Source organism: Mesorhizobium sp. M1004, assembly GCF_040318795.1.
In the GTDB taxonomy this organism is placed as follows: Bacteria; Pseudomonadota; Alphaproteobacteria; order Rhizobiales; family Rhizobiaceae; genus Mesorhizobium.
The window spans coordinates 111,494-136,138 of record NZ_JAMYNB010000003.1 but is presented as its reverse complement, the minus strand read 5'-3'; the positions used below and the strand labels follow the sequence as shown (position 1 = coordinate 136,138).

The 24,645-nt window shown below is 63.9% G+C and carries 20 protein-coding genes, 1 pseudogene and 1 riboswitch; of the genes and pseudogenes, 12 read left to right on the top strand and 9 right to left on the bottom strand.

Annotation, left to right across the window (positions count from 1 at the left end; genetic code table 11):
* Positions 1-79 precede the first annotated feature (79 nt).
* Positions 80-1,264, top strand: coding sequence for an acetyl-CoA C-acetyltransferase (locus tag NKH54_RS07545; protein ID WP_023673832.1), 1,185 nt, complete (start codon positions 80-82; stop codon positions 1,262-1,264).
* 128 nt (positions 1,265-1,392) lie between these two features.
* Complete coding sequence (gene phbB, locus NKH54_RS07540) at positions 1,393-2,118, top strand: acetoacetyl-CoA reductase (RefSeq protein ID WP_353027959.1); 726 nt, start codon at positions 1,393-1,395, stop codon at positions 2,116-2,118.
* A gap of 49 nt (positions 2,119-2,167) precedes the next feature.
* On the opposite strand, the gene NKH54_RS07535 is transcribed toward phbB, so the two are convergent.
* Positions 2,168-3,418: an FAD-dependent oxidoreductase gene (locus NKH54_RS07535; RefSeq protein ID WP_353027958.1), complete on the bottom strand. Its 1,251-nt coding sequence runs from the start codon at positions 3,416-3,418 to the stop codon at positions 2,168-2,170.
* Positions 3,419-3,500: 82 nt separating this feature from the next.
* Here NKH54_RS07535 and NKH54_RS07530 point away from each other — a divergent pair, with 82 nt between their 5' ends.
* The 5 genes from NKH54_RS07530 to NKH54_RS07510 all read left to right on the top strand — a co-directional run bounded on the left by NKH54_RS07530 (position 3,501) and on the right by NKH54_RS07510 (position 10,280).
* Complete coding sequence (locus tag NKH54_RS07530; protein ID WP_023693613.1) at positions 3,501-4,082, top strand: TetR/AcrR family transcriptional regulator; 582 nt, start codon at positions 3,501-3,503, stop codon at positions 4,080-4,082.
* A gap of 635 nt (positions 4,083-4,717) precedes the next feature.
* Positions 4,718-8,218, top strand: coding sequence for a helicase-related protein (locus tag NKH54_RS07525; RefSeq protein WP_353027957.1), 3,501 nt, complete (start codon positions 4,718-4,720; stop codon positions 8,216-8,218).
* Positions 8,219-8,293: 75 nt separating this feature from the next.
* Positions 8,294-8,680 carry an RNA-binding S4 domain-containing protein gene (locus NKH54_RS07520; RefSeq protein WP_023673663.1) on the top strand — a complete coding sequence of 129 codons (387 nt, stop codon included), beginning with the start codon at positions 8,294-8,296 and terminating at the stop codon, positions 8,678-8,680.
* Positions 8,681-8,933: 253 nt separating this feature from the next.
* On the top strand, positions 8,934-9,272 hold the full coding sequence (gene fdxA, locus NKH54_RS07515; RefSeq protein WP_353027956.1) for a ferredoxin FdxA: 339 nt from the start codon (positions 8,934-8,936) through the stop codon (positions 9,270-9,272).
* A 426-nt stretch (positions 9,273-9,698) separates the two neighbouring features.
* Entirely contained in the window at positions 9,699-10,280 is a 582-nt protein-coding gene (locus tag NKH54_RS07510; protein WP_023673664.1) for a CarD family transcriptional regulator, read from the top strand.
* 197 nt (positions 10,281-10,477) lie between these two features.
* On the opposite strand, the gene NKH54_RS07505 is transcribed toward NKH54_RS07510, so the two are convergent.
* The 3 genes from NKH54_RS07505 to NKH54_RS07495 all read right to left on the bottom strand — a co-directional run bounded on the left by NKH54_RS07505 (position 10,478) and on the right by NKH54_RS07495 (position 12,833).
* Positions 10,478-11,245, bottom strand: a complete 768-nt coding sequence (locus NKH54_RS07505; protein WP_023673665.1) for an amino acid ABC transporter ATP-binding protein — start codon at positions 11,243-11,245, stop codon at positions 10,478-10,480.
* The gene (locus tag NKH54_RS07500) at positions 11,242-11,922 is read right to left on the bottom strand and encodes an amino acid ABC transporter permease (protein ID WP_023752863.1); all 681 of its coding nucleotides are present in this window, start codon (positions 11,920-11,922) and stop codon (positions 11,242-11,244) included. Before NKH54_RS07500 ends, NKH54_RS07505 begins: the two co-directional genes overlap by 4 nt.
* A 137-nt stretch (positions 11,923-12,059) precedes the next feature.
* Complete coding sequence (locus NKH54_RS07495) at positions 12,060-12,833, bottom strand: amino acid ABC transporter substrate-binding protein (protein WP_023707253.1); 774 nt, start codon at positions 12,831-12,833, stop codon at positions 12,060-12,062.
* A 397-nt stretch (positions 12,834-13,230) separates the two neighbouring features.
* Here NKH54_RS07495 and NKH54_RS07490 point away from each other — a divergent pair, with 397 nt between their 5' ends.
* Positions 13,231-14,088 (top strand): RNA polymerase factor sigma-32, encoded by an 858-nt coding sequence (locus tag NKH54_RS07490; protein WP_023693606.1) that lies wholly within the window; start codon positions 13,231-13,233, stop codon positions 14,086-14,088.
* 96 nt (positions 14,089-14,184) lie between these two features.
* Here the strand turns inward: NKH54_RS07490 and NKH54_RS07485 are convergent, their stop codons facing one another.
* The 4 genes from NKH54_RS07485 to thiB form a co-directional block, all read right to left on the bottom strand.
* Positions 14,185-15,591, bottom strand: a complete 1,407-nt coding sequence (locus tag NKH54_RS07485; protein ID WP_245260137.1) for a M48 family metalloprotease — start codon at positions 15,589-15,591, stop codon at positions 14,185-14,187.
* 330 nt (positions 15,592-15,921) lie between these two features.
* On the bottom strand, positions 15,922-16,686 hold the full coding sequence (gene thiQ / locus NKH54_RS07480; protein ID WP_031208755.1) for a thiamine ABC transporter ATP-binding protein: 765 nt from the start codon (positions 16,684-16,686) through the stop codon (positions 15,922-15,924).
* Positions 16,683-18,281, bottom strand: coding sequence for a thiamine/thiamine pyrophosphate ABC transporter permease (gene thiP, locus NKH54_RS07475; RefSeq protein ID WP_023693604.1), 1,599 nt, complete (start codon positions 18,279-18,281; stop codon positions 16,683-16,685). The genes thiQ and thiP overlap by 4 nt, the downstream gene beginning before the upstream one ends.
* Positions 18,282-18,501: 220 nt before the next feature.
* On the bottom strand, positions 18,502-19,509 hold the full coding sequence (gene thiB / locus NKH54_RS07470) for a thiamine ABC transporter substrate binding subunit (RefSeq protein WP_023752858.1): 1,008 nt from the start codon (positions 19,507-19,509) through the stop codon (positions 18,502-18,504).
* Positions 19,510-19,552: 43 nt separating this feature from the next.
* Positions 19,553-19,667: riboswitch (TPP riboswitch) on the bottom strand.
* Between the two features lie 162 nt (positions 19,668-19,829).
* Between thiB and NKH54_RS07465 the strand changes: the two genes are divergently transcribed.
* From NKH54_RS07465 to NKH54_RS07450, 4 genes and pseudogenes are all read left to right on the top strand, one after another.
* Complete coding sequence (locus tag NKH54_RS07465) at positions 19,830-20,489, top strand: thiamine diphosphokinase (protein ID WP_353027955.1); 660 nt, start codon at positions 19,830-19,832, stop codon at positions 20,487-20,489.
* Between the two features lies 1 nt (position 20,490).
* Positions 20,491-22,311: an ABC-F family ATP-binding cassette domain-containing protein gene (locus tag NKH54_RS07460; RefSeq protein WP_352765329.1), complete on the top strand. Its 1,821-nt coding sequence runs from the start codon at positions 20,491-20,493 to the stop codon at positions 22,309-22,311.
* 54 nt (positions 22,312-22,365) lie between these two features.
* On the top strand, positions 22,366-22,608 hold the full coding sequence (locus tag NKH54_RS07455) for a type II toxin-antitoxin system CcdA family antitoxin (RefSeq protein ID WP_023709715.1): 243 nt from the start codon (positions 22,366-22,368) through the stop codon (positions 22,606-22,608).
* Positions 22,608-22,808, top strand: a pseudogene (locus NKH54_RS07450) (CcdB family protein); the annotation flags it as partial. The gene NKH54_RS07455 and the pseudogene NKH54_RS07450, both read left to right, overlap by 1 nt.
* A 126-nt stretch (positions 22,809-22,934) precedes the next feature.
* On the opposite strand, the gene NKH54_RS07445 reads toward NKH54_RS07450, so the two are convergent.
* Entirely contained in the window at positions 22,935-24,593 is a 1,659-nt protein-coding gene (locus NKH54_RS07445) for a hypothetical protein (protein ID WP_353027954.1), read from the bottom strand.
* Positions 24,594-24,645 lie beyond the last annotated feature (52 nt).

Here is a 24,645-nt window from a genome sequence, read left to right as displayed (position 1 = left end):
TTGACTTGGGGTGTGGAACGGGCAAGAAAAGTCCCAACAAGCCCCCAAGAACACGACACCTCGAAGTCTGGAGAGAAAAATGTCCGCTTCCAATTCAATCGTCGTTGCCAGCGCCGCACGCACGGCTGTCGGCTCTTTCAACGGCGCCTTCGCCGCCACCCCGGCGCATGAACTTGGCGCCGTCGTCATCAGGGAGCTTTTGGCGCGCGCCGGCGTCGAGCCGGGTGAAGTCGACGAGGTCATTCTCGGCCAGGTGCTGACCGCCGCGCAGGGCCAGAACCCCGCCCGCCAGGCGTCGATCAATGCCGGCCTGCCCAAGGAGACCACCGCCTGGGGCCTCAACCAGGTTTGCGGCTCTGGCCTGCGCGCCATCGCGCTCGGCATGCAGCAGATCGCCGCCGGCGACGCCACTGTGATCATCGCCGGCGGCCAGGAATCGATGTCGCTGTCGCCGCACGCCGAGCACCTGCGCGCCGGCGTCAAGATGGGCGACTACAAGATGATCGATACCATGATCAAGGACGGGTTGTGGGACGCCTTCAACGGCTACCACATGGGCAACACCGCCGAGAACGTCGCCCGCCAGTTCCAGATCACCCGCGACGACCAGGACCAGTTTGCGCTGGCCTCGCAAAACAAGGCCGAGGCCGCGCAGAAGGCCGGCAAGTTCAAGGACGAGATCGTCGCCTTCACGATCAAGGGCAGGAAGGGCGACACTGTCGTCGACCAGGACGAGTACATCCGCCACGGCGCCACCATCGACGCCATGTCCAAGCTGAAGCCGGCTTTCGACAAGGACGGCACCGTGACCGCCGCCAACGCGTCGGGCATCAATGACGGCGCCGCCGGCGCGCTGCTGATGAGCGAGGCTGAAGCCACAAGGCGCGGCATCACCCCGCTGGTGCGCATCGCCTCATGGGCGACGGCCGGCGTCGATCCGGCGATCATGGGCACCGGACCTATTCCCGCCTCGAAGCGGGCGCTCGAGAAGGCCGGCTGGTCGGTCAAGGACCTCGACCTTGTCGAGGCCAATGAAGCCTTCGCCGCGCAGGCCTGCGCCGTCAACAAGGGCATGGGCTGGGATACGTCGATCGTCAACGTCAATGGCGGCGCCATCGCCATCGGCCATCCGATCGGCGCGTCGGGCGCCCGCGTCTTCAACACGCTGGTTTTCGAGATGCGCCGCCGCGGCGCCAAGAAGGGCCTTGCCACGCTGTGCATCGGCGGCGGCATGGGCGTCGCTCTGTGCGTGGAAGCGCTGTGAAAGAGAAGTGAGTAGTGAATAGGGAGTAGTGAATGGGGAAGAAGGGGCAGCGCGGCGGGATATCGATCCCTACTCGCTACTCCCTACTCCCTATTCCCTTCTTCCGACAAAGGGAGGAAGAACTTTCAATGACCAAAGTAGCGCTCGTCACCGGTGGATCGCGCGGCATCGGCGCCGCCATATCGATCAGCCTGAAGAATGCCGGTTACACCGTTGCAGCCAACTATGCCGGCAATGACGAGGCAGCGGGGAAGTTCAGCGCACAAACCGGCATCAAGGCCTACAAATGGTCGGTCGCCGACTACGACGCCTGTGCCGCCGGAATCAAACAGGTCGAGGCCGATCTCGGCCCGGTCTCGGTGCTGGTCAACAATGCCGGCATTACCCGCGACGCCATGTTCCACAAGCTGACGCGCGAGCAGTGGAAGGAAGTCATCGACACCAATCTGTCTGGCGTCTTCAACATGACGCATCCGCTGTGGGGCGGCATGCGCGACCGCAAATTCGGCCGCGTCATCACCATCTCCTCCATCAACGGCCAGAAAGGCCAGGCCGGCCAGGTCAACTATTCCGCCGCAAAGGCCGGCGACATCGGCTTCTCGAAGGCGCTGGCGCAGGAGGGCGCGCGCGCGGGCATCACCGTCAATGTCATCTGCCCCGGCTACATCGCCACCGAGATGGTCAAGGCGATCGACGAGAAGGTGCTGAATGAACGCATCATCCCGCAGATCCCGGTCGGCCGCCTCGGCGAACCGGAAGAGATCGCGCGTTGCGTCGTCTTCCTCGCTTCCGAAGACGCCGGCTTCATCACCGGTTCGACCATTACAGCCAATGGCGGCCAGTACTTCGTCTGACGTCATGCCGCACTCGGCAACGCGCCGATTCGCCTGACCGTCGCAACTGTCAGGCGGCGAGCTTCAGCCCTGATTTGGCCTCAGGCTTGCTGGCGGCAATTAAGCCAGGCGCCTTTGCGGGCGCCGGCAGCCGGGCGTTTGAGGCCCGACTGAGACCCGACAGCTTCAGCGCAATGCGACGCTTCACGAACGGCAGAAGATTCACCAAGGAAAGCGACAGGTTGCGGACGAACCGCTTCGCCGGATCATGGGCAAGCGCCATCTCCGTCATCTTCCCCGCAAGATCGAGCACTTCCTGAGCCGCTGGGCGGCGCAGCTTTTCGTATAGGTCGAGTTCCGTCGCCGAGCGAATGCCGTTCACCACATCGCCAAGCAACTGGCCAAGCACGACCGCGTCGATGATGCCGGTATTCATGCCCTGCCCACCCGCGGGACTGTGTACATGCGCGGCATCGCCCATCAGGAACAGCCGGTCCTTGCGATAGGCCCTGACCAGACGATGATGCACGCGAAAGCGCGAACTCCACGTCAGGTCGAGCACGCGGGCTCTTGTCGTGGTTGGCCCGCGGCTATCGAGCAATGCCTGGATGTCGGCGGTGCCGGGCTTTTCCGGCGCATCCTTCATCGTCGCGACGACGCGGTACGAGCCATCCGGCAGCGGCGCCACCACCACCAGGCCCGCCGGTGCGAAAAACAGCGACACTTCGGCCGGTCCTACAGGCCAGTCCAGGCGAACGTCGGCCAGCACAAACGAACCATCATAGGCCTCGCCATCGAACTCGATGCCGGTCGACTTGCGCACCAGGCTCTGCATGCCGTCGGCTCCGACGACGTATCGCGCCGAGATGAGTTTTTCGTGGCCCTGCTCGACCACTGTCACGCGCGCGCCGTCACTGTCTTGAGCAACGGCCACAGCCTCGACCTCGCGATGAATGACGCCACCCAGGACCGCGATCCGTTCAGCGAACACCTGCTCGGTCACGTTCTGCGGCAGCATCATCAGGTAGGGATGCTTTGACGGCAGCTTGCCGAAATCGAGCTTGAGCAGCACCCGGCTCCGATCGCGGATGGCGAAATCGTCGAGATTCACGGAAAGCTCACTCAGCCGCTGCGTGAGGCCGAGCGGCTCCAGTGATTCCAGCGTTTGCGCATGGATGACCCCAGCGCGCGACGTTTGCAGACCCTGCGTCAGTCTGTCGATCAGCACGTGATCGACGCCAGCTTGATGCAGCGCGATTGATAGCGCCATACCAGTCGGGCCGGCGCCAATGATAAGGACTTCCGTTGTCTCAGGCAGCATTCCCCGTCTCCATTTATCAACACGTGTTGACTTCTAGTAAGTTGGATTGCATTTGTCAACGGCTGTTGGCATATGAATCTGGATGAACGAGAAGCAGCCGAACAAGCAGACCAAGTCGGACCGAACACGAGCCCAAATCCTTGAAGCCGCACGCCGGCTTTTCTCCGAGCACGGCTATGACGGCACCTCAATCCGCGACGTTGCGGCGCAGGCCTCGATCGATCCGGCCATGGTGATCCGTTATTTCCACAGCAAGGACGAGCTGTTCGCCAGGGCCGCCGTCGTGGACCTCCAACTGCCGGATCAGCGGATAGACCCTACCGCCATCGGTGAAACGCTGATCAGGCGCTTTCTGGTAAACTGGGAAGGTCAGGCCAACGGGCCAGGCATGATAATCCTGCTACGCTCGGCTGCGTCGAACGAGCACGCGGCCGAGAAGGTCCGCGACGTCTTCGCCAACCAGGTGAGGCCGATGGTTGCATCGATAGGCGACCCAGCGGACGCCGGACGGCGCGCCGGGCTGGTTGCCAGCCAGCTGCTGGGCCTGGCGACCTGCCGATATCTGTTGCGGCTTGAGCCCGTCGTCGCCCTGTCGCATGAGGAAATCATCCGGAATGTGGGACCGGTGTTGCAACGTTATGCAACAGGCCACGACGCGGCCTGAACCGGCGGGCACCGAGTGCTGTCGCGGCGATTGACCCGTTCCGGCACGCAAAGATTAACGATTTCCAGGCGCCCTGTGCAAAACCCGGTTCGCAAGCTGTGAATTCTCGATGGACAAGCTGTGGACAACACAAGATGTTGGGGTGAACAAACCAGGAAAATCCCGCGATCGCTGATTCGTCACCGATTCGTTCCGACTTTGAGCGGAACGTTAACGACCAAGGCCGGAAACCACCGTCAAATGGTTAAGGCCGATTAAGAAAATTCAGCAATTTCATAATGTTGGCCGAGGCGTATCGGATCACGACGATGCCCCGCCGGCAAAGGTTAACGCCAATGGTCGCCTTGCAGGAATCGGGCCAGTTTCCGCGATTCAGCATATGGTGAGACTCAGGCTCGCAAAATCCACATGTAGCCGTGAACAAAAGCTGAATCTGCCGGAGTCACTGATTCGTCGCCGATTCGTTCCAGACTCGTTCCAACTGTTAATTGAGACCTCAAAGACGAACCGTGGGACTGCCGGCCGGAACATTCCGCTTTCGCTTCGCGCCTGAAATCCCTATGTGTCGCCTGTCATACGCGCCATGCGAGGCGCGCTCCCGACAACACGATGCAGAAAGCCTCATCTCCAGGCCGATGAACATCCAGCCGAAACACACCGAGCCGCTGATCCTGTCGGGCCGCGACGTGACTGCCGTACTGGGTCCGACCAACACCGGCAAGACCCATCTCGCCATCGAGCGCATGGTGGCGCATGAGAGCGGCATTATCGGCCTGCCGCTCCGCCTTCTGGCGCGCGAGGTCTATGCCCGCGTCTGCGAAAAGGTCGGCGCCCACAAGGTGGCGCTCATCACCGGCGAGGAAAAAATCCAGCCGCCCGGCGCGAAATATTCGGTCTGCACCGTCGAAGCCATGCCGCGCGAGACCGACGTTGCCTTCGTCGCCATCGACGAGGTGCAGCTCGCCGGCGACCTCGAGCGCGGCCATATCTTCACCGACCGAATCCTGCACCTGCGCGGGCGCCAGGAAACGCTGCTGCTCGGCGCGGCCACCATGCATGGCATCCTGCAAAAGCTGCTAAGAGGCGTCTCGGTGGTGACGCGCCCTCGCCTGTCGCACCTGGCCTATGCCGGTTCGAAGAAATTGACCCGCCTGCCGCGGCGTACGGCGATCGTCGCTTTCTCCGCCGACGAGGTCTATGCCATCGCTGAGCTGATCCGCCGCCAGCAAGGAGGAGCGGCGGTCGTGCTCGGCGCGCTGTCGCCCCGCACCCGCAACGCCCAGGTGGCAATGTTCCAGGCAGGCGACGTCGACTATCTCGTCGCCACCGACGCCATCGGCATGGGCCTCAACCTTGATCTCGATCATGTCGCCTTCGCCCAGAACCGCAAATTCGACGGCTACCAGTACCGCAACCTGACGGCGGCCGAGCTCGGCCAGATCGCCGGCCGCGCCGGCCGGCATCTGCGCGACGGCACCTTCGGCGTCACCGGCCAGGTCGATCCGCTGGACGAGGAACTGGTCAAGCGCATCGAGGGGCATGAGTTCGATCCGGTAAAGGTGCTGCAATGGCGCACCGCGCATTTCGACTTCGCCAGCCTCGACGCCCTGAAGCGCTCGATCGAGACCAACGCGCCGGTCGAAGGCCTGACGCGGGCGTTGCCGGCGGTCGATGCGCAGGCGCTCGAACATCTCTCCCGCGACGAGGACATCCGCGCGCTGGCTACCAATGCCAAGCGCGTCGCGCTGCTGTGGGAAGCCTGTGCTCTGCCGGACTACCGCAAGATCGCGCCGGCCCAGCACTCCGACCTGATCGCCTCGATCTACACCGACCTCGCCAAACACGGCCATGTCGACGAGAACTACATGGCCGAGCAGGTGCGCCGCGCCGACACCACCGAAGGCGATATCGACACGCTGTCGCACCGCATTGCGCAGATCCGCACCTGGACATTCGTGTCCAACCGGCCGGGCTGGCTGGCCGATCAGGCACACTGGCGGGAAAAGACGCGCGAAATCGAAGACAGATTGTCGGATGCGCTGCATGAGCGGTTGACGAAACGGTTTGTAGACCGCAGGACTTCCGTCCTCATGCGGCGCCTTAGAGAAAATACAATGCCTGAAGCCGAAATCAGTCCTACCGGAACCGTCCTTGTCGAAGGCCATCATGTCGGCGAGTTGCAAGGGTTCCGCTTCACCGCCGACCAGAGCGCCGGCGGCGAAGACGCCAAGGCCGTGCGTACGGCAGCGCAAAAAGCGCTGGCCGCCGAGTTCGAGGCGCGTGCCGAACGCTTCGGCGCCTGCGCCAATGGCGACCTTGCGCTCGGCTCCGACGGCACGCTGCGCTGGATCGGCGCGCCGATCGGCACGCTGGTTGCCGGCGAGGACGCGCTGAAGCCGCGCCTGGTGCTTTTGGCCGACGAGCAGTTGACCGGCCCCGCCCGAGACAAGGTCGCCGCGCGCGCCGAGCGTTTCGTCAATTTCCAGATCGAGTCGCTGCTGAAGCCGCTGGTCGACTTGAAGAATGCCGAGCAGATCGCCGGCATCGGCCGTGGCATCGCCTTCCAGCTCGTCGAGCATTTCGGCCTCATCAACCGCCGCGACATCGCCGAGGAAATGAAGTCGCTCGACCAGGAGGGTCGCGCCGCCTTGCGTCGGCTCGGTGTGCGCTTCGGCGCCTACCACGTCTTCGTGCCGGCGCTGATCAAGCCGGCGCCCGCCGGACTGATTACGCTGTTGTGGGCGCTGAAGAACGACGGCAAGGACAAGCCGGGCTTTGGCGACGTGGTGCACGCACTGGCTTCCGGCCGCACCTCGGTGGTCATCGATCCTGCTTTCGACAAGAGCTTCTACAAGCTTGCCGGCTACCGCAATCTCGGCCGCCGCGCCGTGCGCATCGACATTCTGGAACGGCTGGCCGACCTGATCCGGCCTGCGACCAACTGGAAGCCCGGTCTGGGACAGCGCCCGGACGGCGCCTATGACGGCCAGTCCTTCATGGTGACGCCGCCGATGATGTCCATCCTCGGCGCCACCGCCGACGACATGGAAGAGATCCTGAAAGGTCTCGGCTATCGCGCCGAGCCGAAGCCGCCGGCAGAGGTCAAGGCGCGGCTGGAAGCACAGGACAATGCCGCGCGCGAAGCCGCGGCGGCAAAGCTGGCGGAAGCGGCAGCGAAGGCCGAGCAGGCCCAGACGGCGGAAGCCGCTGCAGGCGAAGCTGTCGCTGAAGCGCCGACCGACAGTTCGGAGCCGGATGCGGCTTCCGCCACTGAGGTTGCGGCTGAGGAGCCCGTTGCCGAAGTCGCATCGGAGGCTGTTGCAGACGCTCAGCCGGAAGCGCCTGCCGAGGGTTCGGAGCCAGCTGCGGCCGTTGAAGCTACCGCCGAGGTCCCAGCCATCGACGAAACAACTGCAGAGCCTGCAGCGCAAGAACACGCTCCGGCCGTTGCAGAGGCTGACGACACTGTCACCGAAAGCGCCGACGCTTTTACCTCCCCCTCGATGGGGGAGGTCGCGGCGCGAAGCGACGCGGGTGGGGGTGACAGCGCTGACGAAACCGATAGTGCAGACCGCGTAGCCGATGCAGGTGCAACCACCGACGCCGGCGCTGCCCCCACCCCGGCGCTGCGCGCCGACCCTCCCCACGAGGGGGAGGGTGGAAGCGCCGAGGCCGAAGCCCCAAAGCCCATCTTGCTGTGGCGGCAGGGCCGTTTCGAGCAGCGCCCGCGCCATCGGCAAGACAACCGCAGAGACAATCGCCCGCGTAACGGCCAGGCTAGCCGCGCCGATGCGCCGGCCGACGCTGCCGGCGGACAGCCGGCACCGGGCGAACGGCCGGCCTATCAGGGCCGGCGCGACCAGCGCGACGGTGCCGCCAAGCCACGCTTCGACCGTTCGAAGTTCAAGCCCAAGCCGCAGGCCGAGGGCGAACAGCGCCGCGACGGCAAGCCGCAAGGCGAGCGTCCGCGCGAGGGCCGGCCTGACTGGAAAGGCGGCAGGCCGGAAGGCAAAGGCGGACCGCAAGGCGCCAAGCCGGCTTTCCAGGCCAAGCCACGCGAGGAACGCCCTGCGCGCTTCGATCCGGACTCGCCCTTCGCCAAGCTCGCCGCCTTGCGCGACCAGCTGAAGAAGTAAGCTCTGAGCATGATCCCGAAAAGTGGAACCGGTTTTCGGACAAGATCATGCTCCAACAAGAAATAACTCACTGAGATGGTTGCTGAAGGTCGTCAGCGCATCGACAAGTGGCTGTTCTTTTCGCGCGCGATAAAATCGCGCTCGCTGGCGGCCAAGCTGGTTGTCGCCGGACGCGTCCGCATCAACAGCGACAAAGCAGCGCAGGCCTCCGATCTGGTCAAGCCTGGCGACGTTTTGACCATTACGCACGAGCGCCGTATTTTCATTTGGAAGGTGCTTGGCACCGGCGTGCGGCGCGGTCCGGCCGAGGAAGCGCGCACGCTCTACGAGGACATGTCCCCGCCGCCGGCGCCGAAAGGCGAGGCTGTTGCCGATGCCATTCCGGCGCTGCGCGACGCCGGCAGCGGCCGGCCGACCAAGAAAGAGCGCAGGCAAACCGACCGGCTGTTCGGCGAAGACTGAAGCCTTGGCCGTCTGCGCCATGCCGGCGGTCTGGAATTTCATTCCGGACACGCGGGCCCCGCCTGCAATGGCTGCCCTTGCAAGCGGCAGGCAAAGGCGTTACCTCACCAAAAAAGCCGCCGCATCGGCCCGAAAATCGGAAATCGATTTTTCGGAAGGCACGATGCGCAGATTCAAAGTGTCAGAGCGTACTTTGTGCGTCCAATTGGACGCACGTCGCTCTAGCAAGAACGGGACGTCCCGGAGCCGACCAATGACCTATGTCGTGACCGACAACTGCATCAAATGCAAGTACATGGACTGCATCGAGGTCTGTCCGGTCGACTGCTTCTACGAGGGCGAGAACATGCTTGTCATACATCCCGACGAGTGCATCGACTGCGGCGTCTGCGAACCGGAATGCCCGGCCGATGCAATCAAGCCCGACACCGAGCCGGGCCTCGACAAATGGCTGCAGGTCAACACCGAATACGCCGAGAAATGGCCCAACATCACCGCCAAGAAGGAGCCTCCGGCAGATGCCAAGAGCTTCGACGGCGAAGCCGGCAAGTTCGAGAAATATTTCTCCGCCGAGCCCGGCGCAGGCGACTGAGCACATGACGCTGAAATCGGAATCGATTTCGGAAAGGGTGATGCGCAAAGCAAAAAAGTGTGGCCTATTGGATCGTCATAACGCTGCGTAACGCGCCTCATACATTAACTGCCTTGACAGGCGGCGATGTCGCTCGACCTTCGCGTTTGCAGCAAAACCTTGATTCTTCCGACTTTTTGTGCTACACCAGTTGAAACATGCCGGTGACACAACGTCGATTTATGGCGCAAGCGCCCCAAATCACTGAAAGGTGAAATCCCCAATCGGACCAGAGCGATCTGGGCCAGGCAGTCGCTATGTATGCGGTTTGCCGGTCCCGGCTTTTTCCGATGGGTTCATCTGTTGTGCGGCTAACGATCGGTGTCCCCGGTCGCATGCGTTCGGACCGGCAGGCCGCCGGTGCCACAACAAGGAGTTCAGGGCGTAATGGCAACGATCACCCCGCAGAAGAAGTCCACCTCGGCACGCCACGGTTTCAAGACCGGCGAGTACATCGTCTATCCGGCACACGGCGTCGGCCAGATCGTCTCGATCGACGAGCAGGAAGTTGCGGGCCACAAGCTGGAACTGTTCGTCATCGACTTCCAGAAGGACAAGATGCGCCTGAAGGTTCCGGTCGCCAAGGCGACCTCCATCGGCATGCGCAAGCTGTCGGAAGAGGATTATGTCGAGCGCGCGCTGAAGGTCGTGCAGGGCCGCGCCCGCGTCAAGCGCACCATGTGGTCGCGCCGTGCGCAGGAATATGATGCCAAGATCAATTCGGGCGACCTGATCTCGATCTCGGAAGTCGTGCGCGACCTCTACCGTGCCGACAACCAGCCGGAACAGTCCTATTCCGAGCGTCAGCTCTATGAGGCGGCACTCGACCGCATGGCGCGCGAGATCGCGGCAGTCAACCGCATGTCCGAAACCGAAGCCGTGCGCCTGATCGAGGTCAACCTCAACAAGGGCCCGAAGCGCGGCGCCAAGGCCGACAATGAGGAAGCCGAGCAGGAAGAAGCTGCCTGATCGCTTTCACCGTCGAATTCATGAAAAACCCGGCCTTGTGCCGGGTTTTTGTTTTTACCCCCTTGTGGGGTTCCAAGGACGGGCGAGACCCGTGGCTCGCCCAGGCAGGGTCGCTGCGAAGCAGCGAGGATGGGGGACGACACCAGACCGCACCCGGACCTTCCGTCCGACCTCTTCACAAGGGGAACGTAGAAGGCTCAGCCGCCGGCTTCCTTCTCCGCCTCCTGCTTCAGCGTCGCAATAAAACGCTTGGTCCGTTCCCGCTCCGGATTGCTGAACACCACGGTGGACGGCCCCTTCTCGACGACGACACCAGCATCGAGGAACACCACCTCCTGCGCGATCTTGGAGGCAAGGCGAAGGTCGTGCGTGGCCATCACCATGGTGGTGCCTTCGCTGGCGAGCTTTCCGAGCACGTCGACCACTTCCTGCGCCAGTTCCGGATCGAGCGCCGAGGTCGGCTCGTCGCAAAGCAGCACTTTCGGCGACGGCGCCAGGGCGCGGGCAATGGCCACACGCTGCTGCTGGCCGCCCGACAGCGTTGCCGGCCAATCATCCGCCTTGTGCGCCATGCCGACCTTCTCGAGCAGCGCCAATGCCCGCTCGCGCGCCTTTGCCGTCGGCCATTTCAGCACCGTCACCAGGCCTTCCATGACGTTCTCGATCGCGGTGCGATGCGGGAACAGCTGGAAGTTCTGGAACACCATGCCGGTCTGCAGCCGCAGGCGCTGGATGTCGCGGCTGGGTATCTTGATGCCGGGACGGAATTCCAGCGTCTCGTCGCCGATGCGCACCATGCCCGAGGTCGGGATCTCCAACAGGTTGATGCAGCGCAGCAGTGTGCTCTTGCCGCCGCCGGAGGGGCCGACAAGCGCAGTGACGCTGCCTTCGGCAATGGTGACAGTCACGCCCTTCAGCACCAGATTGTCGCCGAAGCGCTTTTCGATGTCGGTGAGGCCGATCATGAGCGCGCCTCCAGGAAGCCGCCATAGCGGTTGAGCCGCTCCTCCAGCCGCGTCTGCAAGGCCGAAAGCACCGAGCTCATCGCCAGATAAAGGATCGCCGCCTCGACATAGAGGATCAGCGGTTCATAGGTGGTGGCGACGATGCGCTGCGCCGCCTGGAACATCTCCGGCACAGTGATGGCGGCGGCCAGCGACGTATCCTTGACCAGCGAGATGAAGGTGTTGGACAGCGGCGGCACGGCGACGCGGCCGGCTTGCGGCAGGATGGTGCGCCGCATCGCCTGGCTCCAGGTCATGCCGATCGAATAGGCCGCCTCCCACTGGCCCTTCGGCACCGAGCCGATCACGGCGCGGATAATTTCCGAACTGTAGGCGCCTATGTTGAGGGTGAAGCCAATCAGCGCCGCCGGAAAAGCGTCCAGCAATATGCCGACCGAAGGCAGGCCGTAAAAGATCAGGAACAGCTGCACCAGAAGCGGCGTGCCGCGAAAGATCCAGACATAGAAGCGGGCCACGGCAACCAGAGGCTTGGGACCGAACAGCCGCACCAGGGCGACAACCAGGCCGACGAACAGGCCGAGTGCGAACGATAGCAATGTCAGCGGTACGGTGAAGATCAACGCCGCCCACAGCAGTGTCGGCAACGAGTCCAGCATCAGGTGTAGCCAGTGCGGCACGAACGGCTCCTCCTTCACAGACCGCCGCGGTGACGGCAGTGCGATTGTGTGCTTCTCATATCATGCGAAAAACGGCGAGCCGTCAAAGACGGCCCGCCGCTATTGGTCATTGCCGGCAAACCGCCGGGAGATGGTCTTTACTGCGAGACATCCTGGCCGAAATAGGTATCGGCGATCCTCTTGTAGGTGCCGTCGGCCTTGATGTCGGCCAGCGCCTTGTTGATCGCCGCGACCAGCTCCGGATCACCCTTGCGCACGATGACGCCGGAATAGTCGGCGTTCTCTTCCTGCGCGGCGATCTTCACATTGGCGTCCGGCTTGTGCTTCTTGAAGTCGAGGAAAGACAGGCTGTCATTGATGGTGGCGTCGGCGCGGCCGGTGAGCAGCAGCTGGATCGACTGGTCGAAGCCGTCGGTGCCGACGAGTTCGGCGCCGTTGGTCTCGGCGAGCTTGCCGAAATTCGATGTCAACGACTGTGCCGACTTCTTGCCCTTGAGGTCGGCGAAGGTCTTGATGTCGGTGTTGTCGCCGCGCACGATCAGCACGGCCTTGGAGGCGATGTAAGGATCGGAGAAATCGTACTTGGCCTTGCGCGCGTCGGTGATGCCGACCTCGTTGATCACGGCGTCGTAGCGGTTGGCGTCGAGGCCGGCTATCAGCCCGTCCCATTTGCCTTCGAGGAACTCGACCTTGACGCCGAGCTTGTCGCCGATCGCCTTGGCGATCTCGACGTCGAAGCCGACCAGCGCGCCGGAAGCATCATGATAGGTGAAGGGCGCATAGGTGCCTTCGGTGCCGACTTTGAGGGTGCCGGCCTGCTTGATCTGGTCAAGATTGGCGCCGGCATGGCCTGATGTAACAGCCAGAACCTGAAGCGTTCCGGCGACGATGAGCGAATTGAGCCATTTCATTTCTGTGTGATCCCGTCCTTGGCCGGTGTCCGGCGCTTGTGAGAGCCGGAAACTGACAGATACAGCGCAGCAAAATAAGGAACCAGATTTCAAAAAAACGACGATCCAGAAATCAGATTCTCAAAGCAGCTCGGATCGGTGCCAATAGTCCCGATCTGCGGTGTCGATGCGCCCTGTCGGACCGCACAAAACAACCGCCATCGGCGGCGGAACCAATCCCCGGTGTGGCACGTTCATGGCTTGTTGTAGGGCGCCGCGTTTCCATTTCAAGAACCCTTGGCTGCGCTAGGCCCGAAGCAATTCCAGGAAAGTGGGAAAGCGGTTTCCTTCGGAATTGCGTCAAACAGAGATAACGGCCGCCAGGCCGTCCGAAAATGTCCGGGAGCAGGAGCGCGGCATGATCGAAGACACGGCAGGACGGACCATGGTCCGCACGGCAATGAAAGCCCCCTACCTCGAGCGCGATGAGGAACATGTTCTCGCCTTGCGCTGGAAGGAGGACCAGGATCAGCAGGCGCTGCATCAGATCACCGTCGCCCATATGCGGCTGGTCATCTCCATGGCTTCGAAATTCCGACATTACGGCCTGCCGCTCGGAGATCTGGTCCAGGAGGGCCATGTCGGGCTGCTGGAAGCAGCCGCGCGTTTCGAGCCGGAGCGCGAGGTGCGCTTCTCGACCTATGCGACATGGTGGATCCGCGCTTCGATGCAGGACTATATCCTGCGCAACTGGTCGATCGTTCGCGGCGGCACCTCTTCGGCGCAAAAGGCGCTGTTCTTCAACCTGCGGCGCCTGCGCGCCCGTCTTGCCAATGGCGCCGAGCCGATCTCTAACGCCACGCTCTACCGCGAAGTCTCGGTAGCCCTCGGCGTCTCCGAGGCCGATGTCGAGAAGATGGATTCCAGGCTTTCAGCACCTGACTCTTCGCTCAACGCACCGCTCGCCGATGAGGCCGGTACCACCGAGCGGATGGACTTCCTGATTTCGGACGATCCATTGCCTGACGAGGTCGCCGGCGACACCATCGACGTCGAACGGCGCCTGATGTGGCTGAAGACGGCGCTCCGCGCGCTCAATGCCCGCGAACTCAGGATCATCGAGGAGCGTCGGCTGACAGACGAAGGTGCGACGCTTGAGGCGCTCGGCGAGACGCTCGGCATTTCCAAGGAGCGTGTCCGCCAGATCGAGGCCCGCGCCATGGAAAAGCTCAAGCTCGCGCTGGTCAAGCAGAACCCCGAATTCATGGCAGCGTGAGATTGCCAGGAACAGGGGTACCGCCCCGAGTTATCTCAGAAAAGTTATCTCAGAAAAAAGCACTACGAAGGCTGGGGTTTCTGACGAAGACCGGCGCTATCTGTCCGTGACGATCTTGACCTTGTCGCCGGCCGAAACCGAGGCGCCCGGCGACATCGCGTTGAGCACGCGGAACAGATCGAGCTTGCGGTCGACGCCGACCATCTGCGCCGAAAGTGTGCCCATCGTCTGCCCGGCCTGTACCGTGACGACGCGGATATGCAGCGGCTTCAGTGCCGCCTTCTCGGCGGGGCTGAGCACGCGGAACGAACCGCTGACCGAGCGTGCCACCGGATCGAGTGTCGTGCTGGCCGAGGGGGCCGCTGTCAAAAGCCGGTAGACCTGACCGCCGGCGCGGATCACCGCAATGTCGAACTGCCAGCCATCGGCGCCGGCGTGCGCGGTCGCCGCTTGGTTGCCGTCGATCGTCTCCTGGCGCACACTGGTCTCGTCGAGACCGGCCACCCAGCCGCTTCTGATGTAGTCGGTCAGCGCACGATCCTTGTCGATCGACACACCGTCGAAGCGGATCGCCATGTCGCCGGGACCGGTCGCCGTCACTGCCGCCGCCGAATTGTCGATGATGAAGCCGTCGGGCACCGTGAACGAAACGCCGAGGCCCGGATGCAGGAAGGTCTGGCCGCGCACATAGCCCTCTTCCGGCGTGTCGCCATAGAGCAGGCCGTCTATCCCGGCCAGGAAGGAATCGCGGTCGCGGGTGCCGATGCCCGGCGCGCCGAACTGGCGGGCGTGGCGCTGCGCCAGATCAATTCGCTGCGGCGTGTTGGGGTGCGTGGCCAGGAAGTCGAGGCTGGCGTCGGTGGCGCCGCTGATCGAGCGGAAATCGGTATAGGCCGACATCGACTGCAGGAAACGCCCGGCGGCATAGGGATCGTAACCCGCCTCGCCGATCGACTTGATGCCGATCGCGTCTGCCTCCAGCTCCTGGTTGCGCGAGAACTGCGCCAGCCTCAGCTTGCCGCGGATCAATGCCTGCTTGGCGGTCGGGCTGTCGCCCAGCACATCGGAGACCACCTTGGTCGCCAGGCCTTCCTCGGCCTCGAGCTGCTGGCGCTGCAAGCCGTGATTGGCGGTGACGTGGCCCATCTCATGCGCGATGACGGCGGCGAGTTCGGCCGAATCATTGGCCAGCGCCAGCAGGCCGCGGGTGACGTAGAGATAGCCGCCCGGCAGCGCGAAAGCGTTGACGTTGGGCGAATTGAGGATGGTGATGCGATAGGTCTGGGTCGGATTGGCCGACACCACGGTCAGGCTGCCGACAACCTTGGCCACCATGCGCTCGAGCTTGGGATCGGAATATTCGCCGCCATAGGTGGCAAGGATGCGCGGATGTTGCGCCTTCGCCAGTTCGGCAAGCTTGCTGTTGGCGGCGACATTGTCGACCGTGATCGGCTTGTCGGAAGGCTGGAAGCCGGATTCCTGCACTTCGGGAGGCGTGAACATCTGGCAGCTGGCCAGCGCCACGGCAAGGCCGGCCAGCGCGAGGAAGCGCACCAGCGGTCTGCGTTTCAAAGTGTCAGTGCCGGTCGGCAGCACGGCGTTCCTTCAGCTCTCGGCGCATGATTTGGACCGGGGTCCGCGCCAGCGAAAAATCGGTTTTCGTTGGCAATCCTGCACACATCAAAAAACCTACAGCGTTTACGCATCCGGCCGGGTGCGGCGCTGTAGGGGCAAATCACGGCTCGTGCCGGACCAGTACTAAGCGGACCTAGCCACATCGACTGGACCATGGCAAGCAAGCGCCACATCACCTGTAGCCGGTTTGGTCGTAAATTATGTCCGCTTCCGGGCAATATCGCGTGATCCGCCCGAACTTGCGCCGATATAGCGCCGAAACGCTTCAGGGCCAGTGCCGTCGAAAAAATCGGCGGCAGGTCCCGTCGCGGCAACCCTGCCATTGTCCAGAAAAACCATCTGCTCGCCGATACGGCGAGCGTCTTCCGGCTGATGCGTGACGAACAGCACCGTCATCGCCCGCTCGGCATGAACGCCGGCCACCAGGTCGAGCATGTCGTCGCGCAGTGCTGGCCCGAGCGAAGCGAACGGCTCGTCGAGCAGCAGCACTGGCCGGTCGCGCACCAGAACGCGGGCGAGCGCCACGCGCTGCCTTTCGCCGCCGGAGAGTTCGCGGGGCAGGCGCATTTCCTTGCCGGCCAGGCCGACGCGGTCAAGCGCCTCGGCGATTGCGGCGCGATCGGCGTCGGTCAGGTTGAGCGATGGCGAGCGGCCGAGCCCGACATTCTTCTCCACCGAGAGATGAGCAAACAGATTGTTTTCCTGGAATACCATCGATACCGGCCGCGCCGAAGGCGGCTCGGCGCCGACATCGGCGGCGCCGATCAGCACACGACCGGACTCCGGCGTCTCGAAACCAGCCACCAGATTGAGCAAGGTCGATTTGCCCGAACCACTTGCCCCCATGATGGCGGTGATCTTAGATGTATCGAATTCGACATCGAACAGGAATGACGTTTCGCCATAGCTGAACGAGACCTTGTCCAGCCGGACAGTCGTGCCTTTCTCCACAGCGGACGTCACGATCTCTCTCCCCGTCCCAGCCAGTCTGCCGCGACCACCAATGCAAGGCAGACCGCCCCGAGCAGCAAAGCCAGCCCGGCAGCATCGGCCGTGCGATAGCTGCCCATGCGCGCCAGCAGGAGATAGGGCAAGGTCTGCACCGAATCGCTGCCGAACAGCGCGATGACGCCGAGATCGCCGAGCGACAGCGCCACGGCGAAGGCAAAGCCGGTGGCCAGCGGCCGCCGGAGCGATGGCCAGTCGACCAGAAGCAGCCGGTTCCAGCCCGCAATGCCGAGCTGCGCGCACAGCTTTTCGTGGCGCTCGCTGGCCGCATCATAGGCCGGGCGCATCGCGCGGATGGCAAAGGGCATCGCCATCACCGCATTGACGGTGACGACCATGACCGGCGCGATGGCAAAGACATCGCTGACCGTGCGCAGCAGGAGAAACCAGCCGGCGCCGATGACGACCGGCGGCACGACGAGGACGAAGCCGGCGCCGGTGTCGGTGGCATGCTCGAGCAATGAACGGGCACTGGACCGGCGGCGCAGCGACAATGCCCGACGCGCCATGATCAGCGACAGCGACAGCGCCACCGAAAGTAGCGCCGCCGAGAAGGCGAGACCGGCGCTGGTCAGCGTCGCCTGACGCACGGCACTCTCGCCCGCCAACCGGCCGAGATCGGCGTCGAGGCCGGACGCGACGGTGGCCGCCATTGGTCCGGCGACGAACAGCAAGGCGAGCACGATCAGGACGGCGTTGAACGCTGTTTCTGCTTTGCCGGCCAAGTGATAGCGGCGCGGCGCGACAGGCAAATTGGCGTCGCCGGTCACATTGGCGCCGAGCCGCGTCAGCGCCAGCATGACGGCAAAAGTCAGCGCGATCTGCAGCACCGTCAGCGTCACCGCTCGCGCCGGATCGAAGTCGAAACGCAGCGCCTGATAGATGGCGACTTCCAGCGTCGTCGCCGCCGGCCCGCCGCCGAGGATCAGCACGATGGTGAAGGAGGTGATGCAAAGCATGAAGACAAGCCCGGCGACGCCCGGCAGCGCGGCGCGCAGCACCGGCCACTCGATCAGCCGGAAGGCTGGCCTCGCCCCCATGCCGAGCTGGCTCGCCAGCCGCCATTGATCGGCCGGCACCGTTCCCAGCGCTTCGAGGAACAGCCGGGTGGCCAGCGGCAGGTTGAAGAAGACGTGGGCGACGAGGATGCCTGGCAGCCCATAGATGTCGGGCCAGCTCTGGCCACCGATCGCGGCGAAATAACCGGCGCGGCCATAGAGCGCCAGTATGCCCAGCGCTGCGACAATCGCCGGCAAGGCAAGGGGCACAGTAAACAGCTGCAGGATGAAGCCGCGTCCGAAGAAGCGCGGATGCCGCGACAGCGCGCGGGCGACGAACAGCGCCGGTACGACGGAAAGCAGAGTCGAGAGCGCAGCCTGCCAGAGCGTGAAGCGGACAACGCGCACGAGATAGAGGTCAAAGGCGGACGCGGCGCCGGAAAGGTCGTGCGCGCCTTCCCGGATAAGGCCGGCGAAGGCGCCACCGATCAGCAGCGCGATTGCCGCAAGCGCGACAATGCCGGCCGTGATGCGGGGGTCAGAGCGTTGCACTCTTTACCGGGCGTCGCGTTCCTTCGCGCCCCCCTCTGTCCTGCCGGACATCTCCCCCACGAGGGGGGAGATTGGCGGTTTTAGCGCTCCGCTCATTCCTGCAGCTTCGGAGATTGGCGAAAGTCAACGTAAAGGCCAATCTCCCCCCTCGTGGGGGAGATGTCCGGCAGGACAGAGGGGGGCGCCGTAGAGCACTCATCTTTTGACTATACAGCCAAATCTACTTGCTCATCACCGCCAGCCATTCATCCACCCAGGCCTTGCGATTTGCCGCGACCTCTTCCGGGCTGAACAGCAAGGTCTTCGCCGGCTTGACCAGCCTATCAAAAGCCGGATTGAGCGGCTTGTCGGTTTTCCCGGCCGGGAACATCCAGTTGGTCTCCGGAATGACATCCTGGAATTTCGGCCCGGTCATGAAGGCCAGGAACTTCGCCGCCAGCGGATTCTTCGCGCCCGTGGTGGTGATGCCGGCGACCTCGATTTGCAGATACTCGCCTTCCTCGAACGAGGCCGCCTGGTAGCGCCCGGTGTTCTCGGCCACCATGTGGTAGGCCGGCGACGTCGTATAGGAAAGCACCATCGGCGCCTCGCCCTTGGTGAACAGGCCGTAGGCCTCGCTCCAGCCCGGCGTCACCGTCAGCACTTTGCCCTTGAGTTTCGCCCAGGCTTCCGGCGCCTTGTCGCCATAGACCGACTTGACCCACAGCAGCAGGCCGAGGCCCGGCGTCGACGTCCTCGGATCCTGGATGACGATCTTGTCGGCGGCATCGCCCTCGACCAGTTCCTTCAGGCTCTTCGGTGGGCTCTTCAGCTTTTCGGTGTCGTAGACGACGGCGAAATAACCATAATCATAGGGCACGAAAGTGTCGTCGCTCCAGCCGCCCGGCACGTTGTTTTCAGCCACCGCGCCATGTGGGACAAACAGGCCGGAAGCCTTGGCTTCCGCGGTGAGGTTGGTGTCGAGACCAAGCACGATATCGGCCTTGGTCGAGGCACCTTCGAGCTTGACGCGGTTGAGCAGCGCGACGCCGTCGGCCACCGAGACGAAGTCGACGCTGCAGCCGCACTCGGCCTCGAATTCCTTCTTCACCTGGGGGCCCGGACCCCAGTCGGCAGTGAAACTCTCATAGGTATAGATCGTGAGTTTTTCCTGCGCGGACGCAGAGCTTGCCAGTAGCGAAACAGCAAGCCCCAGCGCTGGGACAAGACGGGACAAAAACATGCGCATCGGCGCCTCCTTCATTCGTGTTGAAAGGAATTGAGGCGTCGGGCTGTCCGAAGCGTCTAATCCCTCCGCCGGTACAAACCGGATCAGGTTCAGCGGGTTGGCGAGACTGCCTCTCAGCCGGTCCGCGAAGATCGCGTCCGGCACCCCGTTAGAGCGTTTCGACACATAGGCCCGGCCAAGGTGCCACGCAAGTGGAAGTTTGCCCGAGCATGATCCCGGAAAGTGGAATCCGTTTCCGGAAAAAGATCATGCTCCAACAAAGCGTGACGGTGCCGCTCGGCCTTCCGTTTCGTCGGCGGGGCTGGTAAGGGCCAGCGGATATGAGCACATTCACCATCCTGCTTGGCGGCGATCTCGTCCGCACGCCGCGGCTCGACCGCCAGGTCGCGGGCACGCGCGTCATCGCCGCCGACGCCGGCATCGGTCATGCCCGCCTGCTCGGCGTGATGCCGGAGCTGTGGGTCGGCGATTTCGATTCCGTGCCGGCGGACCTGCCTGCCGATCTCGCCGCCGTGCCGCGGGAGGTGTTTCCTCCCGAAAAGGACAAGACCGATGGCGAACTGGCGATCGCGGCGGCATTGGAACGCGGCGCCACCAGCCTGGTGCTGGCCGGCGCTTTCGGCGGCAAGCGCGCCGACCACGCCTTCCTCCATCTGGCGCTCAGCCTGCGGCTGGCCGAGGCCGGCACAAAATTGCTGTTGACCAGCGGAGCGCAGGAAGGCGCCCCTCTGCTGCCTGGCAAGGCCGGCTTCGACTATGCCGACGGAACGCTGTTTTCGGTGCTCGGCTTTTCCGATCTTTCGGGCCTCACCGTGTCCGGCGCGAAGTGGCCGCTCGACCATGTCGAGGTCGTGTTCGGCTCGTCGCTGACCATCTCGAACGAGGTCAAGTCCAACACGACCGGGGGCGGCCTCGAAATCGCGCTCGGCCATGGCCGCGCGCTGCTGCTCGCCCACCCCTACCCCTTGCCTGAAAGCTGACATGGCCCCGCCCCTTCTCAACCTCGACGGCATAAGACTGACCTTTGGCGGCACGCCGCTGCTCGATGGCGCCGAACTGACGGCGTCCGCCGGTGACAAGATCGCGCTCGTCGGCCGCAACGGCTCCGGCAAGTCGACGCTCCTGAAGATTGCTGCTGGTCTGATCGAGCCGCAAGACGGCGAGGTCTTCCGCCAGCCTTCGGCAACGGTGCGCTATCTCCCGCAAATGCCCGACATGGACGGCTTTGCCAATGTGCGCGCCTATGTCGAGGCCGGGCTTGGGCCTGCCGACGATCCCTACCGCGCCACATATCTGATGGAGCATCTCGGCCTCGCCGGCACGGAGAACCCCAACGATCTCTCCGGCGGCGAGGCGCGCCGCGCAGCACTTGCCCGCGTCATGGCGCCCGAACCCGATATTCTGCTGCTTGATGAGCCGACGAACCATCTCGATTTGTCGGTCATCGAATGGCTGGAAGAGGAGCTCGTCCGGACGTCTTCGGCGCTGATCGTCATCTCGCACGACCGTCGCTTCCTCGAACGCGTCTCGCGCGCCACTGTCTGGCTCGACCGTGGCCAGACCCGCCGCCTCGACAAGGGCTTTGGCCATTTCGAGGAATGGCGCGACCTTGTGCTGGAAGAGGAAGAGCGCGAACAGCACAAGCTCGGCCGCCAGATCGTGCGCGAGGAGCATTGGCTGCGCTATGGCGTGACGGCTCGCCGCAAACGCAACATGCGCCGCCTGGGCGAACTGCAGACCATGCGCCAGCGTTTTCGCGGCCATCGCGGCGCCGAGGGCTCGGCCACCATGGTGGCCAGCGACGCCGCCGAATCCGGCAAGCTGGTGATCGAGGCCAAGAACATCGAAAAGAGCTTTGGCGACCTCACCGTTGTCAAAAGCTTCTCGACCCGCATCCAGCGCGGCGATCGCGTCGGCCTTGTCGGGCCGAACGGGGCCGGCAAGACGACGCTGTTGAAGATGCTTACCGGCGAGATGAAGCCCGACGCCGGCTCGGTGCGGCTCGGCACCAATCTGGAAATCGCCACGCTCGACCAGAAGCGCGAGGCGGTCGATCCGGCCGAGACCCTGGCGCAGTATCTCACGGACGGGCGCGGCGAAAACCTCGTCATCAATGGCGAGCAGCGCCATGTCGTGTCCTACATGAAGGATTTCCTGTTCAAGCCGGAACAGGCGCGCACCCCGGTGCGCGAGCTGTCCGGCGGCGAACGGGCGCGGCTGCTCCTGGCGCGTGTTCTGGCGCGGCCGGCCAACCTTCTGGTGCTCGACGAGCCGACCAACGATCTCGACATGGAGACGCTGGAACTGTTGCAGGAACTTGTCGCCGGCTTTGCCGGCACGGTCATCCTGGTCAGCCACGACCGCGACTTCCTCGACCGCACCGTCACCAGCATCATCGCCCCGGACGGAGGCGGCCGCTGGATCGAATATGCCGGTGGCTATTCCGACATGCTGGCGCAGCGCGGCGGCACCCGGCTCGACGACCGCAAGGCGCGCGCCAAGGCCGAAGCCAGCGATGCGCCGGCGCCGGGCAAGAGCGAGCCGGCAGCGCCGAAAGGGCCGTCGAAGAAACTGTCGTTCAAGCAGAAATTCGCCCTGGAATCCTTGCCCAAGAAGATCGAGGCGGTAATGGCCTCGATCTCGCGGTTGGAAAACAACATTGCCGATCCCGCCTATTACGAACGCGACCCGGCCTCGTTCCAAAAGACCATCGCCGCCCTCGACAAGGAACGCGCCACGCTGGCCGCACTCGAGGAAGAGTGGCTGGAGCTGGAAATGCTGCGTGAGGAGATGGAGGGGTAGCATTGCTTGCGGTCTTTATGCGCGTATATTGTGCGCATGAAAGGAGGCATCTCCGTGCTTCAATCGACGCCAAAAACTCAGCGGGCCTCTGTCAACACGTCCATTGACTCTCAGTTGATCAAGGACGCCAAAGCGTTGGGCATCAACATCTCCCGCGCTGCCGAAGCAGGGATCGCGAAAGCGATTGCGGCGGAGAAAACGCGTCGATGGCAAGAAGAAAACAGGGAAGCCATCGAAAGCTCCAACGAATATGTCCGAAAGAACGGACTGCCATTGGCTAAACACCGGCCGTTCTGATGGCGCGTTACGATTTCTATCGGAGTACCGAGAGCGACGGTTATCTTCTCGACGTGCAGTCAGATATGCTTGAAGGGCTGAGCACGACGGTGGTCGTTCCTTTGATGCCGCCCGAAATTGCCCCGCTTCCTGGCCGCCGCCTGAACCCGACCTTCGCTATAAACGGCAAAGATCTTGTGATGGTCAAACAGTTTGTGTCGGCCTTCAGCGCGTCCGAATTGCGGATGCCAGAGGGAAACCTTTCTAGACATCACGACGACAATCGTCGCCGCCCTCGACATGCTGTTCCAGGGCTTCTGAGCGAAGGCAGCCGCTACTGCCGCCCGTCAACCTGCCGTCTTGGCCTGCCAGGCCTTCAGCGCCTCGTCGAACACCTTCTCGCCCGGAATGCCCTTTTCCATGGTCAGCAGCGCCCGGCGTCCGGTCTTGTAGACCACCGGCACGTCGATCCAGTCCTGGCCTCGAAGCAAGGTCATGTTGGCGTCCTCGTCGGCCTTGGTGTCGTTGAGCGCCACCAGGAAGAAGCCGTCGGCGATCTTGGCCGGAATGCCGATCAGCGGGCTGCCGGCATCCTGTTCCGAACTCTTCATGGCGACGCGCAGGATGTTGTCGACGCCACCGCCGTCAAAGCCCTCGGGCGTCAGGAAGATCATCTCGATGATGTGGCTGGCCGGCAGCGTCTGGTCGGTATTGCGGCGGATGGTCATGCGCAGCTGGATGTCCTTGCCGGGAATGGTCGCCTCGGCGCGGATCGCCGGCTCGGGCGGCAGGTCGCCGCCGGGCGATTCCTGCACCAGCGACCAGACGATGCTGCCGGGTTCGGCCGAACCTTGCGCGGTCGAGGTGCGTTCCTCGTAGAAGATCGCCTTCTGGCCGACCGCAACGGTGGGCGCGGGAGCGGCGGCCGCCGGCGCAGCGGGCGGCGTCCCGGCCGCGGGCGGCGTGGCGGCGGCATCAGCCGGTGCTGCCCCGTTGGCCGGCGGAGCGACGCCATCGGCGGGCGGCGTTGCCGGTGGCGTGGCGGAAGCGTCGGGCGCCGGCGTGGCGGGCGCGCCCGTGGCTGCGGCGTCGCCGGCCGGCGGGGTCGCAGGCGCTGGAGCCGCAGGTGGCGCTGGAGCCGGGGGTGGCGGTGTGGTCAGCGCGGCGACGGACTCGCCCTCGCCGATGCCGCTTTGACCGGCCGCGGGACCGGGGTCGGTTTCACCGCCTTCGGGCGACAGGCGCTGGGTGAACTTCGTTCCCTCGCCGGCAGCGGCCGGTGCCGGTGCATCGGCCGCGGGCTTGGCCGGCGCCGGCTTTACCAGCGGTTCGGTCGAGACCGTCTTGGTGTCGCCGCCGAGGCCCAGCATCGAGCCAAAGGCATCCTTGTTCAGCCAGATGCCATAGCCGCCGCCGGCGACCACCAGAAGCGCGACGACAGCCGCGATCAACCCGCCATAGCTGCGCCTGCGCTCGGCTGGGCGCAGGCGCTGGAACGTGTCCGCGACCGGCTGCTCGTCATTGGCGAACACATCGGCGCTGTCGTCGTCGGCGTCCAGCTCCACGGCTTGCTTGTCGATGGTTTCTGCACGCGCCGCAGGCGACGGCGGTGTCGGCGCGGGCCTCTGCCAGCTCGGCTCTGTCCTGGCGGTCGGCGCCGGCTGCACGGGTTTCGCCGGCTGCCAGGCCGGCGCAGGCGTGGCGGAAGGCTTTACATGATTGGACTGGTTCTTGTTGCGGTCTATGGAGGAGAAGATGTGCTCCAGCTCCGCCAGCGGATCGGATGCCGGCACCGCCCTGGCATAGTCGCGCTCGACGCTCGAGATGGCATCTTCCAGGGATCGCTTCTGCGTGCTTATGGCTTCGGCGGCCAGCGGCGGCGAATACTCCGCAAGCTTCTTCGCCAGCATGGTACGAACGCTTTCATAGATCCGCGTACGCTTTTCGGGCGTTTCGTCGCCGTGCTTGTCGAGCGCCTTTTTCAGAATAGCAACGAAATCTGCCATGCTTCAGTCGACCTGTATTTTGTTTCCGCGCCGGCCCCGCAAATCGGCCGCG